Origin of the sequence: Streptacidiphilus sp. P02-A3a, from assembly GCF_014084105.1 — a bacterium.
In the GTDB taxonomy this organism is placed as follows: Bacteria; Actinomycetota; Actinomycetes; order Streptomycetales; family Streptomycetaceae; genus Streptacidiphilus.
The window spans coordinates 8,906,732-8,923,914 of the sequence record NZ_CP048289.1 but is presented as its reverse complement, the minus strand read 5'-3'; the positions used below and the strand labels follow the sequence as shown (position 1 = coordinate 8,923,914).

Genomic DNA, 17,183 nt, shown 5'->3' with positions numbered 1-17,183 from the left:
AGTGCCGACCAGTGTACGTGCCGCGGTACCGGCCGCCCCGAACAGCAGTCCACCCCCGGCCGCCGGGCCGCCGGGGGCGCTGCCGGGGCGCTACCCGGCGGCCAGCGCCGCCAGCGCCCGGCGGGCCACCTCACGGCCGATCGGCAGCGACGCCGTCGCCGCCGGGGAGGGGGCGTTCAGCACGTGGACCGTGCGCGGGGCCTCGGCGAAGGCGAAGTCGTCCAGCAGCGAGCCGTCCCTGGCGACCGCCTGCGCGCGCACCCCGGCCGCGGCCGGTACCAGGTCGCGCTCGGCGCAGTCCGGCAGCAGCCGCCGCACGCCCGCGGTGAACGCCCGCTTGGACAGCGAGCGGCGCAGCTCGGCCGTCTCCGAGCGCCAGTGCCGCGCGCCCAGCCGCCAGCTGCCGGACCAGCCCAGCGTCCCGGCGAGGTCGCGCGGGCTGACGGTGCGCCAGTCGTAGCCCTCGCGGGCCAGCGCCGGCACCGCGTTGGGCCCGGCGTGGACGCCGCCGTGGAGGTCCCGGGTGAGGTGCACGCCGAGGAACGGGAAGGCCGGGTCGGGCACCGGGTACACCAGTCCGCGCACCAGCTTCCGGGCCTCCGGCGCCAGCTCGTAGTACTCGCCCCGGAACGGCACGATCCGCACGCCCGGCTCGTCGCCCGCGAGCAGCGCGATCCGGTCGCTGTGCAGCCCGGCGCAGTTCACCACGACCCGGGTGCGGACCTCGGCCAGCGTGGTGGCGACGGTCACGCCGTCCGCCCGGCGGGCGATCCCGGTCACCGCGCCCCCGGTGCGCACCTGCGCGCCGGAGAGCTTCGCGTAGGCCTCCGCCACCGCCGGATAGTCACAGATCCCGGTGCTGCCGACGTGCAGCGCGGCGATGCCCGCGACCCGGGGTTCGTATTCGGCCATTCCGGCCGGACCCAGCTCCCGCACCGGCAGCCCGTGCTCGCGTCCGCGCTGCGCCAGCGCGTGCAGCCGCGGCAGCTCGGCGCTGTCGGTCGCCACCACCAGCTTGCCGGTCGCCTGGTACGGCAGCCCCTGCTCGCGGCAGAACTCGGCTAGTTCCCGGCCGCCCTCGACCGCGAACCGGGCCTTCAGCGACCCCGGCCGGTAGTACAGGCCGCTGTGCACCACGCCGCTGTTCCGCCCGGTCTGGTGCGCGGCCAGGGCCGGCTCCTTCTCCAGCACGATCACCCGCAGCCCGGGGTCGGCCAGGCTGAGCGCGTACGCCGTGGAGAGCCCCACGATGCCGCCGCCGACGACGGCCACCTCACAGTCGAACCCCACGCTGCTCCTCTCCGAGCCGCTGCCGCGCCCGCGCGCCCCAGCGCCCGCACGCCCCACGTCCGCGCGGCGCGGACCCGCCCGGTCCGGCCGCACGTCAGGGATCGTCCCACGCGGGTCCGACAAGCGGGAGTGGACCCCGGCCGGGGCGCCCCCGCCCGGCGGGTCAGGCCGGGGCCGCGAGCACCAGCCGGGCCCGCCGGGCCAGCTCCACCGCCTGCACCTCGCCCTGGTACTGCTCCAGCTTGCGCAGCATCTCCTGCACGTACTCGCGGGTGCGCTGGGAGGAGATCCGCCCGGCGACCTCCACCGCCCGGCTGCCGGCCGCCACCGCCGCGTCCAGGTCGCCGTCGTCCAGCTCGGCCAGGGCGGACACCACCAGCCGCAGGCCGTGCGAGCGCACGTACTCCTCGGTCGGCCGGGCCAGCGCCTGCGCGGTGTACTCCCGGACCTTGACCGGCATCCCCAGGTCCCGGTAGCACTCGGCGGCGTCGGCGGCGAGCCGGTCGTAGGAGTGGAAGTCGATCCAGGCCGGATCGTCGTCGGCCGGGCGGGAGCGCTCCAGGCAGCTCTCCGCCGCCGCGAGCGACATCGCGCAGGCGTGCGTGCTCCCCGCGCGGGCGTGCGCCCTGGCCTCCACCAGGTGGAAGAAGCTCATGGTGCGGGCCGTCGCCAGGCCCCGGTTGCGTTCGATCGCGGCCTGGGCCAGGTCCACGCCCTCGTCCGCCGCGCCCCGGTAGGTCGCCTGCAGGCTCATCGACGCCAGCACATAGCCGCCGAACGGCACGTCGGCCGCCGCCCGCGCCAGCCGCAGCGCCTGGATGTAGTAGCGCTGGGCCGCCTCGTGCTGCCCGGTGTCGAAGGCCATCCACCCGGCCAGCCTGGTGAGTTCGGCGGTGGCGCCGAACAGCGCCCGGCCGACCTCGTCGGTGTAGCAGCCGAGCAGCAGCGGCGCCGCGTCGTGCCGCAGGCACTCCGGCACCATCGAGGAGCGCCAGTCGCCGCCGCCGTAGCGGGAGTCCCAGCGCCGGGCCTCCTCGGCGGCCTGCCGCAGCTTCGCCGCGTCCGCGTGCCCCACCCGGTGCGCCGCCGCGCCGCCCTCGGCGCCGCGCGCCCGGACGCTCCCGGGGAGCAGGATCCGGCCACCGCCGGGCCCCGGCGGCGTCCCCGGGGCCTCCCGCGCGACCGACCCGTCGACCGGGGTGATCAGCCAGCGGGACACCGGGGTCGCGTACGCGGTGACCGAAAACGTACCTGTCAGACTGTCCCACCAACCGCCCTTGCGGGTCCCGGCGGCGTCCGGATCGAGCAGCCACAGCTCGGTCGCGTGGTGGACGGCCTCGGGTACCTCCCTCGGGAAGGCCAGGCCGATCTCCGGCATCGGATCGCTGCCGCCGAGGCCGATCTCCTCCAGCGGGACGCTGCGGCCCAGCTTCCCGCCGATCGCGGTCGCGATCAGGTGCGGCACCGCGCCCTGCGGCACCATGCCCTTGGTGACCCACCTGGCCACCGACGTCTTGTCGTAGCGGTAGGTCAGCCCGCGCTGCGCGCCGAGGTCGTTCACCCGCCGGGCGAGCCCGGCGTTGCTGATCCCGGCGAGCGACAGCAGCGTGCCGAGCTTCTCGTTCGGTCCACGTACGCTGGTGGACATGCCTGGTGCCACCCCCTCGCGCCTCGCCGTCGATGCCCGGTTACACCCAGAGTAGTTCCCCGCGTTCCCAGGGTTAAGGGGCGGCGAACCGGTTGGCGTGATCCCGATCCCCGGCCCGGGTGGGCCATGCCCCGGCGAGGTGTGGCCGTGCGCCCTGTCGTGCTCCCTGCCGACGCTCACCGGACGGGGGTTGGATGGCGTTGTGGGTCGGCCTGCCGGAGCGGAGCCTGAAGCTTGAGGACCCGGCGGGTCGGGGGACACTGCCGTCGTACATTCCCCGCGCGACGGCGGCTGGACCGGGGGGTGTGCGGACACCTCCCGGTCTGCGTCAGCGGTACGGCACGTCCGCCGCGGGCGGTGGACCCCGGTCGTCGGCACCAGCGGTGGTGCTGTGCTCACAGCGTCGGCACGGCCCCGTCCGGGTCGGCGAGGGAGCGGCCCGGGCGCGTGCCACCGGTCCGGACGCCCGTTGTGCCCCCTATGTGCCGGTCTGTCACAGCATCTTCCGCACAATGATCGCGTCTTCCCTGCGGATGACTCGCCGAGCCAGTGGCACCATGTGTTCTGACGGTGCGACGGCAGGCCGCGAGCTCTCTGTCCACAGGCTGTGGAGGCGCCCATGCGGTGGTTGGTGGGGTGGAACGGCGCGTCCGCCGTCGACGAGCCGGGGCTGCGCGAGCTGCGCCCGCTCGGCGGTCGGCTGCTGTGGCCCGGTCCCGATCCGCTGTGGGCGGTCGGTGACTGGCTGCCCGAGGAGATCCGCACCGTCACCGTCTTCCGCCGCCACCACCGGGCCGCCGACCGCGTGGTCCGGGGCTTCCCGGAACTGCCCGCCGACCCGGCCGCGCCCGAGGCCGACGCCGCCGTCGCCCGGCTCGCCGTGATCGGCCGCTGCGGCGCCGTCGACCGCGAACTGCGCACCGCCCTGCTCGCGGCCAGCGGCGGCGCGCTGCGCCACCTCACCACCTGGCCCGGCAGCTACACCGTGGTCCTCCAGCAGGGCACCCGGACCACCGTCCTCGGCGACCTGGCCGGGGTGCGCGCGGTCTTCCACACCCCCTGGGGCGGCGGCACCGCCTACGCCACCGCCGCGCTGCCGCTGGCCGACCTGATCGGCGCCCCGGTCGACCCGCTGCACCTCGCCGCCCGACTGGCCCTGCCCGACGCGCCCGAAGCGCTCGGCGACGGCAGCGCGTTCACCGGCGTGCAGCGCGTCCCCCCGGCGTACGCGCTCAGCATCCGCTCCGGCGTGCCGCAGCTCTCGGTGTACGAGCCGGTCCCCGGATCCGTGGGCAGCGCCTCCTCCGTCAGCGAGGCCGCCGCCACCGGCGAGGTCACCCGCAGCCTGCTGGAGGCCGTCCGCTGCCGGGTCCGCAGCGAGCCGGACGCCCCGCCCGGCCGCAGCCTCAGCGCCGACCTCTCCGGCGGCAGCGCCTCCAGCGCGGTCGCACTGATCGCCGCCGGTATCCCCGGCCGCGTCGGCGGCAACCCGGCCGCCCCCGCCGGTCCCGGCCGGGGATACCCCGGCGGGCCCGGAGCCGAGGCCGTGCCCAGGCAGAGCGTCGAGGAGCGCTGGGGCGACCCGCGCAGCTACCGCACCGTCCACCACGGCCCGCCGGTACCCAGCGAGGAGCCGCGCACCACCGGCGCGGTCCCCGGCTCCTGGGTACGCCGCCCCGAGCAGCCGCCCGCCGCCGCGCCGGACGGCCACCTGCTGCTCGCCCTCACCTCCACCGACACCCAGGAGGCCGCCGAGGAACCCCCGGGCCCCTCCCGCACCGCCGAACTCCTCCGCGCCCAGGCCCTCGCCGGTGCCGCCCCCGGGCTGCGCCACCGGATCGTCCCCGGCGGCCCCGACGCGCTGCCCTACGCCGACCTGCTGGACGACCCGCTGTCCGGACCGCTCACCGACGAGCCGGGCCCGGCCCTGGTCGCCGCGGACCGGCAGCGGCTGCGGATGGCCGACGCCGGTACCGACCACCTCAGCGGCCACGGCGGACGCCAGGTGCTGGACGGCCACCCGGCGCGCCTCGCCGACCTGCTGTCCGAACGCCGACGGCTGCCGCTGATGCGTCCGGTCGCCGCCCTCGCCCGGGCCGACAGCGGCGGGCGGCCGGTCCAGGGCACGCTGGGCACCCCGGTCGCCGTGCTCCGGGCCGCCCGCCGCCTGGCCCGCACCCCGTACGCCGAGGGGCTGGAGGACACCGCGGTCTCGCTGATGGCCCGCCGCACCTCGCAGCCGCACAGCGCGGGCGGTGCCTCGGTGGACGCCCTCGCCTGGTGCGCCCCGGGACCGGCGGCCCGCTGGCTCACCGACGACGCGCTCTCGGCGATCGCGGTACGGCTGCGGCTGGCCGCCCGGCGCGCGGCGCCGGACGAGCGCCCCGGTGCCCGCCGGGCCCGGCTGGCGCTGCACCGGCACGCCGCCGAGTTCCGGGTGCTCACCCAGATCGTCGAAGAGGCGCCCGGGCAGCGACTGCACGCCCCGTTCCTGGACAACGCCGTGGTCCGGGCCGGCCGCCTGGTGCCCGACTCCGCCCGCGTCCAGCCGGGCGCCCGGCACCAGATCCTGCGCACCGTGCTCACCGGCGCGGGCGTCGCCGACATCCCCGAGGACTGGGGACACGGCGCGCCGTGGGGCCCGTACGCGTCGGTCGAGAGCGTCCGCGCCGGGCTGCGCCGCGCGGCGGGCGCGCTGGACCGGCTCTTCGCCGCGCCGCTGCTGGCCGACCTCGGCCTGCTCGAACCGGACGTCTTCCGGGCCGCGCTGCACCGCGCCTGCGGCGGGGGAGCGGTGCCGCTGGACGGGCTGGCGGACATCGTCGCCACCGAGCTGTGGCTGCGCCGCCTCCGCGCCCGCCAGGGCTCCTGCTGGACCGGCATGCCGCTGCGCGAACGCCTCCCGCTCGCCTCCCGCGCCGCCGCCACCCACCAGCCCACCTCGTCCGCCGTCCCCGCCTTCCCGAGCATCCCCGGCTTCCCGAGCATCCCCGGCTTCCCGGACACCCCCGGCTTCCCGGACACCCCCGGCTTCTCGGACACCCCCGGCTTCCCGCACTCGCCGCTCCCCGGCGCCCTGCCGCCGACCCCGCTGCCGCCGAAACCGACCCGCGCCCCCGCGGCGCCGCTGCCCACGTTCCCGCCGCTGCGCCCGGCGCCGCCTCCGGCCGACCCCATCGGCGTGCCCTGACCCGGTGCGCGCCGCCACCGCGCACGATGGGTCACATGTACCTCGTCTCCCGCGAACTGCCCGCGCCCGGCGCGGCCCCCGGTGTGGTCGTCGGCGTGGACGGCTCGGACGGCTCGCTGTGGGCGCTCGACCGCGCCGTCGCCGAGGCCTCCGCGCACGCGCTCCCGCTGTACGTCGTCGCCGCCGTCAACCCGGCCCCGACCGGTTACACCCCCGGCATGGTCGACCTGGTGCAGGAGAGCATCGAACGGCTGCTGGCCGGGATGTCCGAGGTGGTGACCCGGGGCATCGAGACGGTGCTGGCCCGCCACCCGGAACCGCCCCGGCTCTCGCTGCACATCCTCCTCGGCAACCCGGTCGAGGTGCTGATCCAGGCCTCCGGACCGCACCACACCCTGGTCGTCGGCACCCGCGGCAACGGCGGGTTCGCCCGGCTGCTGCTGGGCTCGGTGTCGACCGCGCTGGTGCACCACGCCGACTGCCCGGTCCTGGTGGTGCCCGCCCCGGAATACCAGGGCGGCGCTCCGCGTTGAAGCGGGTTGTCTGACCGATCAGAGATGGGAACCGCGCCGTGAAGGTGGAGATCTACAGCGACATAGCCTGCCCGTGGTGCTTCATCGGCAAGCGCCGGTTCGAGCGCGCCCTCGCCGCCTTCCCCCGCGCCGAGCAGGTCGAGGTCGTCTACAAGCCGTACCAGCTGGTCCCGGACGCCGCCGCGGAGGCTGTCCCGCACCGCGCCTGGCTGGCCGAGCGCTACGGACCGCAGTCCCGCGCCATGGACGACCGGGTGACCGAGCTCGGCCGGGCCGAGGGCATCCGCTACGACTTCGACGCCGCGCTCCAGGTCAACACGATCCACGCGCACCGGCTGCTCTGGCTCGCCGCCGCCGAGTACGGGCTGCCGGTGCAGCACCAGCTGAAGGAGCGGCTGCTGACCGCGCACTTCACCGACGGCGTGGACGTCGGCGACGTCGCCGCGCTCACCGCCGTCGCCGTCGCGGCCGGCCTGGACGAGGCCCGGGTCGCCGCCTTCCTGCCCTCCGACGAGGGAACGGCGCAGGTCAGGGCCGAGCTGGCCGGGGCCCACGCGCTGGGTATCAACTCCGTCCCCACCTTCGTCTTCGACGGCACGTGGGCGGTGCAGGGGGCCCAGGAGACCTCCACCTTCCTCCAGGCCCTGGAGCAGGCCGTCCCGGCCGCCGCACCCGCCGGATCCTGCTCGGACGACGGCAGCTGCGCCGTCTGACCCCGGCCGACCTGGCCCGGCCGTCCGGGCCCGGCTGGGCCGGCCGCGCTCAGCCCGTGGGCCGGCGCTTCAGCTTCTCCCAGACGGCTTCCAGCGCGGTGATGTCGTCATCGTCCAGGAGGTCGTTGAACACCGCCGCCAGGGCTTCGCGGCGGGTGGCGTCCGCCGCCGCGAAGGTGTCCCGACCGGCGGCGGTGAGCGCGACCCGGACCGAGCGGGCGTCGGCCGGGGCGGTGCTGCGTTCGACCAGACCGCGCGACTGCAGGGAGTCGACCACGCGGGACACCTGGCTGCGGCTGAGCAGGGTCTTCGCGCCGAGGTCCGAGGCGGCCACCGGCTCGCCCTGGCCGTGCAGCCAGAGCATCACCTCGAACCAGGACAGCGGCAGGTCGTGCGCCTGCACCAGGGCCCGGTCGACGGCGGCGGTGAGCGTGGTGCCGGCCCAGACCAGCCCGTAGAAGGCGTGGTCGCGGTCCGCGAGTTCCCCGAGAGTTATGTCGGCACGTGGCATGGCACGATTCTAGCGTCCAGTTGCGTGTGTGCACACACATGTGCCACTATGTGTGTGCACACACAAAGCGCCGCCCTCCAGAACGGACCTCGCCATGAACGCCGCGCCGACCGACAAGACCGTCCTGATCACCGGTACCTCCTCCGGCATCGGCCTGGCCGCGGCCGTGGCCGCCGCCCAGGCGGGCTGGCACGTCGTCGCCACCATGCGCGACCCGGGCCGGGCCGACCCGCTGCGCCGGGCCGCCGCCGAGGCGGGCGTCGCCGACCGGATCCAGCTCAAACAGCTGGACGTGGTCGACCCGGAGAGCATCACCGCCTGTCTGGCGGAGGTCATCGCCGAGCACGGACGGCTGGACGCCCTGGTCAACAACGCCGGCGCGGGCAAGGTCGGCACCGTCGAGCTGCACGGCACGCAGATCTTCCGCGAGGCCATGGAGGTCAACTTCTTCGGCGTGGTGGAGGTCACCCGGGCCGCGCTGCCCCACCTGCGGGCCTCCGGCGGCCGGATCCTCACCGTCACCAGCGTCGGCGGCGTGGTCGGCCAGCCCTTCAACGAGGCCTACTGCGCGGCCAAGTTCGCGGTCGAGGGCTTCATGGAGTCACTGGCCCCGGTCGCCGAGACCCTCGGCGTCAGCGTGAGCGTGATCGAACCCGGCGCGGTGGCCACCGAGTTCGTGTCCAGCCTGGGGCTGGACATCCCGGTGCTGCTGGCCCAGGCGGGCCCCTACGCCCCGGCGCTCAGGTCCTACCTCGACCACGTGATGGGGGCCTTCGGCAGTGCCCAGACCCCGGCCGAGGCCGCTGCCCCGATCATCGAGGCCCTGGCCGCCGAACGTCCGGCCTTCCGCATCCAGACCTCCGACTGGGCCCGCCAGTTCACCGGAACCAAGCTCGCCGACAACGACGGCTACTCGGTCGTCGCCCTCACCAGCGAATGGGTCCGCTGACCCGGGCCGGGTTCAGGCGTTCGCCTGTTCCAGCTGGTGGGGCATCTCCCAGCCGTCGGCGAGGCGGGACGGGTGGACGTTCTGGCCGCCGCCGAAGAACTCGCAGAACTTCATGATCAGCGGGTCCCAGCCGAGCGGGTCCACATGGTGGGTTCCCGGGATCACCAGATCCTCCTCGACGTGGGCCCGATCCACCTCGACCTCGAAGTACGTGCACTTGGTGTCGGGATCCTGGAAGGGATGGGAAGCGACCACCCGGCACTCCAACTGGATCGGGCACTCCGCGACCCGAGGCGCGCCGACCAGTTCTGACGCCTGCTCGGTCAGCCCGCCCAGCGTGAACTTGTCCGGCTCGTAGCGGTATCCCTGTTGCAGTCTGCGGGGCGTGAGATCGGGATTGCCGGTGGTGAGCGCGATCCGGTCGACCACGTCGACCATCGCCGACGACGGCAGGTTGAGCACGCACTCGCGCTCGCGCAGCATGTTCAACGTCGTCTGTGCGGTGTTGCCCAGCCCGAGCATGCAGGACCGCCCCAGCCACCAGGCGGACGACATGGGCGCGAGATTCGCGGTGCCGTCCTCGTTGCGGGTACTGATCAGAACCACCGGAGTGCCGAAGTACAGCACTTTCAGGCCAGGGACGATGTGCATGGTTCTCCCCTTCACGGGACGGGAATCGGTGTGCGGCCCACGGTGCGTCACGTCGGCTGTCGGTTACCTACTCTGCTACCTACTCTCCGTGAATCTGCTGGCTGACGCTGGCGGCCAAAGGACATCGCGTTTCCCGATGGCGTGTGGAGCCGTGGGCGGTAGCTTCTCCGCATGACGCAGCCGAACCAGCGAACGGCCCAGGCGTTCGACGCCCTGGCCGGGGACTACGACGACGCGTACCACGACCGGATCGCCCGGGCCCTGGTCGCCTTCGTCGCCCCGGCCCCGGCCGAGTCGGTGGCCGACGTCGCCTGCGGCACCGGGGCCGTGGCCCTCGCCGTCGCGGCGGTCCGGGCCGCCCACCCCGGCGGCGCCCCGGTGCTGGCGCTCGACCTGTCGCCCGGGATGGTCGCCGCGGGCCGGGCGCGCGCGGCGCGGCTGGCACCGGCCGGGGCGATCGACTGGCGGGTGGCCCCCGCGCTGCCACTGCCGGTGGCCGACGCCGGACTGGACGTGGTGCTCTGCGCCTCCTCGCTGCACTTCCTGGGACGACCGGCGCTGGCCGACTGGCTGCGCGTGCTGCGCCCCGGCGGCCGGGTCGGCTTCACCCTGCCGCTGACCGTGGGCTTCCACCCGGGCGGCGCCTTCGCCGAGCTGCTCGCCACCGACCTCGCGCTGCCCGACACCGCCGCCGACGCGGCCGCTCTCGCCCAGGCCTCCGGCTTCACCGCCGCCGCTGCCCGCACCGTCACCGTCGGAGCGCGCACCGTCGCCCTCGTCCGCGCCCGGAAGCCGACTCAGCCACCGGCTCAGCCCCAGCCACCGGCCGCCGGTGCGGTTACCCGCAGCTGAACCGCGCGTCCGCCCAGTCCGCGACATCGGGCACCAGCGAACCGTCGGCGGGCTCGGTCACCAGCCGGATCGCCGACACGCCGCGCAGGTTCACCCGTACCGGCACCGCCGGGTCGCCGCCGTTGACGACCCCGGAACTCCACAGGATGCGACCGGTGGCGTCGTCCAGCACCGAGAACCGGACCGCGCCCAGGCCCAGCTCCATGTCGTCGACCCCGGCATAGGCGTCGAACTCGCGGCACTGCCCGTTCAGGTCGATCGGCACGGAGGACGGCGCGGTCGAGGTGATCCCACGGCCGTAGCTGACGCCGCCGATCCGGATGTCCCCGGTCCGCTGCCACACCCCGTCCCCGGGGTCGGTCCGCAGGCTGGGGCCCTTGGCCGAACCGAGGCCCGCGTAGGGCAGCGCGTCCACGTAGTAGTCCGCCGACGGCACCGGGGGCGCCGGCCTCGGCCGGGGCTTGGGCCTGACCCTCGGCTTCGGCGGGACGACGACCGGCGCGGGCGTCGGCCGGACCACCGGTGCCGGTGCTGGCGGCGGCGGAGGAGACGGAGGAGGGGGCGGTGGTACGACCGGTGGTGGCGGCGGCGGACTGGGCGGCGGTGCGATCGCCACCGGGGCCGACGCGGGTACCACCAGCTGCGCCTTCGGCGCCGCCGGTTTGGGGTGGCTGCTGCCGCTGAGCGCGAACACCAGCCCGGCCACGGCGACGACCGTCACCGCCGCCGCGATCCCCGCCTTGGCGGGCAGCCCCAGGCCCTCCGCCGCCGCGCCCCCGGCCGCGCCCGACCCGCCGGAACCGGCGGCCCCGGCCGCCGCCCCGGCCGCGGTGGTGCTGGAGGCCGCGCTGGTCGCGCCCAGGGCGGCGCCGCCGACGGCCGCGCCGCCCGCGAGCCCGGCCGCGACCGTCGCGAAGTAGCCGGAGCCGAGCCAGACCAGCAGCCCGGACGGAAGCAGCTCCCGCAGGCTGTGGTTGAGGTCCACCAGTTCCAGGTACGCGGCCGAGCAGCGGTCGCAGTCCCGCAGGTGCACGCGGAAGTCGGCGGCGGCGCGCTTGCCCAGCGACCCCCGGGCGAACGCGGCCAGCTTGCGCGCGTACTTCTTGCAGTCGGACTTCTGCGAGTCCGAGACGTGCGCCTGCAGGAACTCCGTCGCCAGCCGGTCCCGGGCCCGACTGGCCTGCACCGACGTGGCGTTGGCGGTCTTGCCGATCAGCAGCGCCACCTCGCGCGGGGGTTCCCGCTCGACCACGGTGTGCCACAGCAGCATCCGGTCGTCGGCGTCGAGCTGACGGAACGCCCGTACCACCAGCGACTGGTCGATCTCGGCCATCGCCCAGGTGTCCGCGCCCGGGTCGGTGACGTCGACGCTCGCCACGGCGGGGGAGGTGGCGGCGAACAGGGTGAAGTCGTCCACCAGCTGCTCGCGCCGGTCGCTGCGGGTCCAGGTCGCCGCGATGTTGCGGACCGCCGTCAGCAGGTAGGCGCGGACGGCCAGATCCGGGCCCTTCCCGGCGCGCAGCGCCTGGAAGGTGCGGGCGAACACCTCGCCCGCAAGGTCCTCCGCGGTGAAGGCGTCCCGGCAGCAGGTACGGGCGTACCGGCGGACCGCCTCCGCGTGCCGCCGGTACAGCTCCTCGAACGCCGAGTCCTCACCGGCCCGCACGGCCGCGGCGAGCAGCGCGTCGGAGGAGGGCAACTCCTCGCCGTCCACGGGGCCGCCGGAGGGCGGTACGGCGGGCCCGGACGGGACGGACCCGGGCCCGCGCCGCCGCCGGGGCGGCCGCCCCTGGCGAGGCATCTGGGGTGGCACCTGGGGCGCCGGATCGAGTACCTCCGTGGCCGGGTCGAGCCGACCGAGAGCCACCGCGCTTCCGTCGACGCCACCGTGTCCCACGCCACCGTGTCCCGCGCCGTCGTGATCCGGTCCACCGCGTCCTGCTCCGGCGTCGTCCAGGTCGCCGCCGTCCGAGGCGCGTTCGTCCTGGCCGTCATCGCGCATGGCAGCCCTCGTGTCGATCCACGGCCACAGGCTCCCACGGCATCCGCCCCGGACCTGGCTGATCCTGCCGCTACCACTCGTCCGTGGAGTGCGCGTACGAACAGAGGAGCGAACATCGAAGGCACGAAAACCTCCTGGGCACGTGCGCGGGTTACGCGCCCGCGCGCAACCCGGCGAGCAGGATCCGCAGCAGCCGCGCCGCCGTACCCTCGGGCACCGTCGGGTCCGGCGAAGCCGACACCGGACCCGAGGCCGGACCCGCAGCGGGCCCCGGCACCGAGCCCGCCGGGCCCGCCGCCCCCGGCTGCGCGGGCACCGACGCCGTCAGCACCAGCACCACGTCCGCCACCGACACGCCGGTCCGCAGCTCCCCGGCCGCCCGCGCCCGGTCCACCAACCGGGCCAGCAGCTCCAGGAGTTCCACCAGCCGCGCCGGATCCACGTCCGCCCCGACCGTCGCCGCCGGATCAGCCGCCTCCGACAGCGGCAGCACCACCCCCTGACCGGGCACCCGGTCCAGGAGCTCGGCGCGTCGGAAGGCCTCCGGCGGCAGCAGCCGCCCGGCGCCGGTCGCGACCGCCCGCGACAGGTACCCGGCGAGGGCGTCCCAAGGCTGCTGATCACCGTTCAGCGACTCCCACGCCTGCGAGGTCAGCCACTGGACCTCCTCCGAGGCGATCCGGTGGACCAGCACCTCCTTGCTCGGAAAGCGCCGGTAGACCGTGCCGACCCCGACCCCCGCCCGCCGGGCGACCTCCTCCATCGGCGCGCCGTAACCCAGTTCACCGAACACTTCCCGGGCGGCGCGCAGTACGCTCTCCAGATTGCGCCGCGCGTCCACCCGCAGCTGCGCACCGCGCCGTGACGCGCCGACGCCGTTCCGCTGCTCCGGGATCGCGCCTTCCGCCACATGCGAAAGAACCTGCTCCTGCTGAACCATGACGATCGTCCTCCCCCCGTGGGCACCCCGTCTGATGCGATGCCCCCACACGCAACACTATGTAGAAAACCACGCGCCGATTGCCCGGCGCATTGATTCACCGACTTACCGACCATAGTTGAGAGCGGATCGGGGCGGACAGAGGACGTCCGAACCTTCCCGGCACCTCATCTCCCCGCCGGACCCGGCCTCCTGGCCGAGGCCGCAGCGTAGGGCATCTGCGCTGATCAGCGGAGCACCGTCCAGTCGCCCCGGGCGCCGGGACCAGCCGGGCCGCCGCAACTGTCCCAACAGATCCGGCACAGAGTATGTACAAGAAGCCGCCGAGGGTGCGGAATGGAGCGGTGACACCGGTGACCCCACCCACCCGTATCCTGATCATCGGCGGCGGACATGTCGGCCTCTGCGCCGCACTCCGCCTACAGCAACGCCTGCGCCCGGACGAGGCCGAGGTCACCCTGGTCGATCCCAAGTCCTACATGACCTACCAGCCGCTGCTCGCCGAGGCCGCCGCCGGAGCCGTCGACCCGCGCCACGTGATCGTCCCGCTGCGCCGGGTGCTGCCCCGGACCCGGGTGGTGCACGGACGGCTCAGCACGCTCGACCCGGTCGCCCGCAGCGCCACCGTCACCGTCCCCTCCGCCGTCGCCGGGCTGCCGCCCCGGGACCTGCGGCTGCCCTACGACGTGCTGGTGCTCGCCCCCGGCTCGGTCGCCCGGATCCTCGCCGTCCCCGGCCTGGCCGAGCACGGCATCGGCTTCCGCAGCGTCGAGGAGGCCGTCTCGCTCCGCAACCACGTGCTCACCCAGCTCGACCTGGCCGCCTCCACCCGCGATCCGGAGCTCCGCGACGCCGCGCTGACCTTCGTCTTCGTCGGTGGCGGCTACGCCGGTACCGGCGCCCTCGCCGAGCTGGAGGACATGGCCCGCTACGCCGTCCGGCACTACCAGGGGCTGAAGCCCGAGGACATGCACTGGGTGCTGGTCGAGGCGGGCAAGCGGATCCTGCCCGAGACCGAACCCGATGTCGGCCTGCGCACCACCGAGGAACTGCGCGGGCGCAACATCGAGGTCCGCCTCGGCACCCGGTTGCTCTCCGTCACCGACGGCATGGTCGCCCTCTCCGACGGCAGCCGTTTCGCCGCCCGCACCCTCGTCTGGACGGCGGGCGTCCGGGCCAACCCGGTGCTGCGGGCCACCCGGCTGCCCTGCGACGCCCAGGGACGCCTGCGCTGTGACGCCAGCCTGCGGGTCCTCGGCACGCCGGGAGTCTGGGCGGCCGGGGACGCGGCGGCGGTACCGGACGTCACCCGTCCGGGGGAGTGCTGCGCCCCCAACGCCCAGCATGCTGTCAGGCAGGCCCGGGTGCTGGCCGACAACCTGCTGGCCCAGCTGAGGGGCGAGCCGGTGCGCGAGTACCGGCACGAGCTGAAGGGCTCGCTCACCTCCCTCGGCCTGCACCACGGCGTGGCCCAGCTGCGCGGGCGCGCCCTGCACGGCCGGGCGGCCTGGCTGCTGCACCGGGCGGTGCACCTGCGCCGGGTGCCGACCTGGGACCGCAAGGCGCGCGTCATGGCGGACTGGTTTCTCGCCGGTCTGCTGAAGCGGGAGATCGTTTCCATGGGGGCACTGGAACAGCCCCGCGCCATCTTCGAGTCCTACGTCGAACGTGAACTCCGGGACAGCGAAGGGGGTTAGAGCCGATCGTCAAGATCGGTCGGGCTGGAGTGCCGCGCGCGGCGGCCGGGAATCACCCCAGAGAGCGTGTTCATCGGGATCAGTCTGTACTGCGGGCACGATGTCCTAAGCGGAGGACTTCCGCCACACTGGTCCGAACGGCCGTCGCCGAGCCCTGGCCCTGGGGCCTCGGAACGACCAGGCCGTGCCGTCCGAACCGCCAGGAAAGGCCCTGTGAATCTCACGCGCTGGAGCGCCCGGCTCCCCGGAGGACAGCGACGCGCCTCGGCCGCGCCGAAGGCACCGGCCGCAGCCCAGCCTGCGCGGCGCGGCCCGGCCGACACCTCCGGCAGCGCCGACCAGGCACCTGTCATGGACCTTCCCGAACAGCATGCCGAGGTCGACGCACACATCCACGAGCACCCCAAGGTCCAGGACGTCCTCGCGCACCTCCCGGCCCTGGTCGCGGTCAGCTACGGCCCCGGGCACCGCGTCGGCTACCTCAACCGCGCCTACACCGACGTCTTCGGTCCCCGGCCGACGGGGGTACCCGCCCACCAGGTCATGCCCGAACTCGAAGAGCTCGGCCTGCTGCCGCTGATGGACCAGGCCTTCCGCACCGGCAGACCGCGCACCGTCAAGGCGCGCAAGGTCACCCACTCCTCGCGCACCAGTTCGGATCGACCCCGCTTCTACACCTTCGTCTGCGCCCCCGTCCGCGACACCGAGGACCTCGGAGTCCAGCTCGAAGCCCTGGCCGGGGCCCAGCAGCAGAACGGACGCGGGGGCGCCCGAGGCCCGCTCGGCCCGCTCAGCACCCTGGGACCGCTCGGCGCGCTCCGCCGCAGCAGCAACGCCGCCGACGTCTGCGGCGTCCTGGTCTTCGGCGCCGAGGTCACCGACCAGGTCCAGGCCACCGAACGGCTGCGGGAGAGCGAACGCCGCCACCGCGAGGCCGCGGTCACCCTGCAACGCAGCCTGCTGCCGCAGAAGCTCGAACAACCGGACGACCTCCGCGTCGCCGCCACCTACCAGCCGGGCGGCCCCGACGCCGCCGTCGGCGGCGACTGGTACGACGTGATCACCCTCGGTGGCGGCCGGACCGCCCTGGTCATCGGCGACGTCATGGGGCGCGGCATGCGCGCCGCCGCCGTCATGGGCCAGCTCCGCACCGCCGTCCGCGCCTACGCCCGGCTCGACCTGCCACCGCACGAGGTGCTGCAACTCCTCGATGGCCTCGCCGCCGAAATCGACCCCACCCTCATCGCGACCTGCGTCTACGCCGTCTACGACCCCAGCGAGCAACTGCTCACCTACTCCTCGGCCGGGCACCTCCCGCTGATGATCCGCGAACCCGACGGCTCGGTCACCCGCCCGGAGGAGACCTGCGGCCCGCCGCTGGGAACCGGCGGCTGGCTGCACACCTCCGCCTCGGTCGCCCTGGTCACCGGGGCCACCGGCGTCCTCTACACCGACGGCCTGGTGGAACGCCGGGGACAGGACATCGACGAGGGCCTGGACACCCTGGCCGGCACCTTCGCCGGAGCCACCGGCCAACCCGACGTGATCTGTGCCCGGCTGCTCCGCGCCATGGGCGTCACCCCCGACCACGACGACGACGTCGCCGCCCTGGTCTTCCAGCTCCCGGAACGCGACACCGAGACAGCGGAGCTCTTCCGCAGCGCCTCGCTCGACCTGCTGGGCGGCGCGGAGGCGGTCTCCAGCGCCCGCGCCTTCACCGGCGGGGTACTGGCCAGCTGGCGACTGGGCGAGGAACTGCTGGACCTCGGAGTGCTCGCGGTCAGCGAGCTGGTGTCCAACTCCTTCACCCACGGCCACCCGCCGATGCGGCTGCGGCTGCGCCGCACCGACCGCCGGCTCACGGTCGAGGTCACCGACGCCGACGACCACCTCCCCCGCCGCCGCCGAGCCGAACCGGTGGACGAGTCCGGGCGCGGCATCGCCATCATCGCCACCATCGCCTCCAGCTGGGGTACCCGCCGCACCCCGGACGGCGGCAAGGCCGTCTGGTGCGACTTCCTGCTCCCCGCAGCTGGTCAGACGACTCGTCAGCCCCCGGTTTGACTTCATGTCACGACGTGTCTAATGTACGTCGAGCTGCATGGCCAGGAGCCCCCGCACGCGCTGAGCGCGGACGGTCCTGGGAGCAGCCATTCCCTGGATCGACAGATCATCCGACCCATTGGTTCGGCATGCCCTGTGCCTTT

General features: G+C 74.8%; 13 protein-coding genes. 7 read left to right on the top strand and 6 right to left on the bottom strand.

Annotated features, from left to right (window positions below):
• Window positions 1-90: 90 nt before the first annotated feature.
• The gene (lhgO, locus tag GXP74_RS37935) at window positions 91-1,290 is read right to left on the bottom strand and encodes an L-2-hydroxyglutarate oxidase (protein WP_182455721.1); all 1,200 of its coding nucleotides are present in this window, start codon (window positions 1,288-1,290) and stop codon (window positions 91-93) included.
• Window positions 1,291-1,453: 163 nt separating this feature from the next.
• Window positions 1,454-2,938: an MFS transporter gene (locus tag GXP74_RS37930; RefSeq protein ID WP_182455720.1), complete on the bottom strand. Its 1,485-nt coding sequence runs from the start codon at window positions 2,936-2,938 to the stop codon at window positions 1,454-1,456.
• A gap of 619 nt (window positions 2,939-3,557) precedes the next feature.
• On the opposite strand from GXP74_RS37930, the gene GXP74_RS37925 reads away from it, so the two are divergent.
• From GXP74_RS37925 to GXP74_RS37915, 3 genes are read left to right on the top strand one after another with little or no spacing between them, the layout of a single operon-like run.
• Window positions 3,558-6,128, top strand: a complete 2,571-nt coding sequence (locus GXP74_RS37925; RefSeq protein WP_182455719.1) for an asparagine synthase-related protein — start codon at window positions 3,558-3,560, stop codon at window positions 6,126-6,128.
• 35 nt (window positions 6,129-6,163) lie between these two features.
• Window positions 6,164-6,661 (top strand): universal stress protein, encoded by a 498-nt coding sequence (locus GXP74_RS37920; RefSeq protein WP_182455718.1) that lies wholly within the window; start codon window positions 6,164-6,166, stop codon window positions 6,659-6,661.
• Between the two features lie 38 nt (window positions 6,662-6,699).
• Complete coding sequence (locus GXP74_RS37915; RefSeq protein WP_182455717.1) at window positions 6,700-7,374, top strand: DsbA family oxidoreductase; 675 nt, start codon at window positions 6,700-6,702, stop codon at window positions 7,372-7,374.
• Between the two features lie 49 nt (window positions 7,375-7,423).
• Here GXP74_RS37915 and GXP74_RS37910 read toward each other — a convergent pair whose 3' ends face one another.
• Window positions 7,424-7,885: a MarR family winged helix-turn-helix transcriptional regulator gene (locus GXP74_RS37910; protein ID WP_182455716.1), complete on the bottom strand. Its 462-nt coding sequence runs from the start codon at window positions 7,883-7,885 to the stop codon at window positions 7,424-7,426.
• 94 nt (window positions 7,886-7,979) lie between these two features.
• Here GXP74_RS37910 and GXP74_RS37905 point away from each other — a divergent pair, with 94 nt between their 5' ends.
• Window positions 7,980-8,834, top strand: coding sequence for an SDR family NAD(P)-dependent oxidoreductase (locus tag GXP74_RS37905; protein WP_182455715.1), 855 nt, complete (start codon window positions 7,980-7,982; stop codon window positions 8,832-8,834).
• A 12-nt stretch (window positions 8,835-8,846) separates the two neighbouring features.
• Here the strand turns inward: GXP74_RS37905 and GXP74_RS37900 are convergent, their stop codons facing one another.
• Window positions 8,847-9,485 carry a flavin reductase family protein gene (locus GXP74_RS37900; RefSeq protein WP_182455714.1) on the bottom strand — a complete coding sequence of 213 codons (639 nt, stop codon included), beginning with the start codon at window positions 9,483-9,485 and terminating at the stop codon, window positions 8,847-8,849.
• Window positions 9,486-9,656: 171 nt separating this feature from the next.
• Between GXP74_RS37900 and GXP74_RS37895 the strand changes: the two genes are divergently transcribed.
• Window positions 9,657-10,337 carry a class I SAM-dependent methyltransferase gene (locus tag GXP74_RS37895; RefSeq protein WP_182455713.1) on the top strand — a complete coding sequence of 227 codons (681 nt, stop codon included), beginning with the start codon at window positions 9,657-9,659 and terminating at the stop codon, window positions 10,335-10,337.
• Here the strand turns inward: GXP74_RS37895 and GXP74_RS37890 are convergent.
• Window positions 10,324-12,339: a sigma-70 family RNA polymerase sigma factor gene (locus GXP74_RS37890; protein ID WP_182455712.1), complete on the bottom strand. Its 2,016-nt coding sequence runs from the start codon at window positions 12,337-12,339 to the stop codon at window positions 10,324-10,326. The two genes, GXP74_RS37895 and GXP74_RS37890, sit on opposite strands and share 14 nt — an antisense overlap.
• A 151-nt stretch (window positions 12,340-12,490) precedes the next feature.
• Window positions 12,491-13,279: a TetR/AcrR family transcriptional regulator gene (locus GXP74_RS37885; protein WP_182455711.1), complete on the bottom strand. Its 789-nt coding sequence runs from the start codon at window positions 13,277-13,279 to the stop codon at window positions 12,491-12,493.
• Window positions 13,280-13,632: 353 nt separating this feature from the next.
• Here GXP74_RS37885 and GXP74_RS37880 point away from each other — a divergent pair, with 353 nt between their 5' ends.
• Window positions 13,633-14,976, top strand: coding sequence for an NAD(P)/FAD-dependent oxidoreductase (locus GXP74_RS37880; protein WP_225448478.1), 1,344 nt, complete (start codon window positions 13,633-13,635; stop codon window positions 14,974-14,976).
• A gap of 213 nt (window positions 14,977-15,189) precedes the next feature.
• Window positions 15,190-17,040 (top strand): ATP-binding SpoIIE family protein phosphatase, encoded by a 1,851-nt coding sequence (locus tag GXP74_RS37875; protein ID WP_225448477.1) that lies wholly within the window; start codon window positions 15,190-15,192, stop codon window positions 17,038-17,040.
• The last annotated feature ends 143 nt before the right edge of the window (window positions 17,041-17,183 follow it).

Coding starts and splice junctions, on each gene's coding strand:
- GXP74_RS37930 (WP_182455720.1), bottom strand. CDS start 2,938: ATGTCCACCAGCGTACGTGGACCGAACGAGAAGCTCGGCACGCTGCTG.
- GXP74_RS37925 (WP_182455719.1), top strand. CDS start 3,558: ATGCGGTGGTTGGTGGGGTGGAACGGCGCGTCCGCCGTCGACGAGCCG.
- GXP74_RS37920 (WP_182455718.1), top strand. CDS start 6,164: ATGTACCTCGTCTCCCGCGAACTGCCCGCGCCCGGCGCGGCCCCCGGT.
- GXP74_RS37910 (WP_182455716.1), bottom strand. CDS start 7,885: ATGCCACGTGCCGACATAACTCTCGGGGAACTCGCGGACCGCGACCAC.
- GXP74_RS37905 (WP_182455715.1), top strand. CDS start 7,980: ATGAACGCCGCGCCGACCGACAAGACCGTCCTGATCACCGGTACCTCC.
- GXP74_RS37900 (WP_182455714.1), bottom strand. CDS start 9,485: ATGCACATCGTCCCTGGCCTGAAAGTGCTGTACTTCGGCACTCCGGTG.
- GXP74_RS37895 (WP_182455713.1), top strand. CDS start 9,657: ATGACGCAGCCGAACCAGCGAACGGCCCAGGCGTTCGACGCCCTGGCC.
- GXP74_RS37890 (WP_182455712.1), bottom strand. CDS start 12,339: ATGCGCGATGACGGCCAGGACGAACGCGCCTCGGACGGCGGCGACCTG.
- GXP74_RS37885 (WP_182455711.1), bottom strand. CDS start 13,279: ATGGTTCAGCAGGAGCAGGTTCTTTCGCATGTGGCGGAAGGCGCGATC.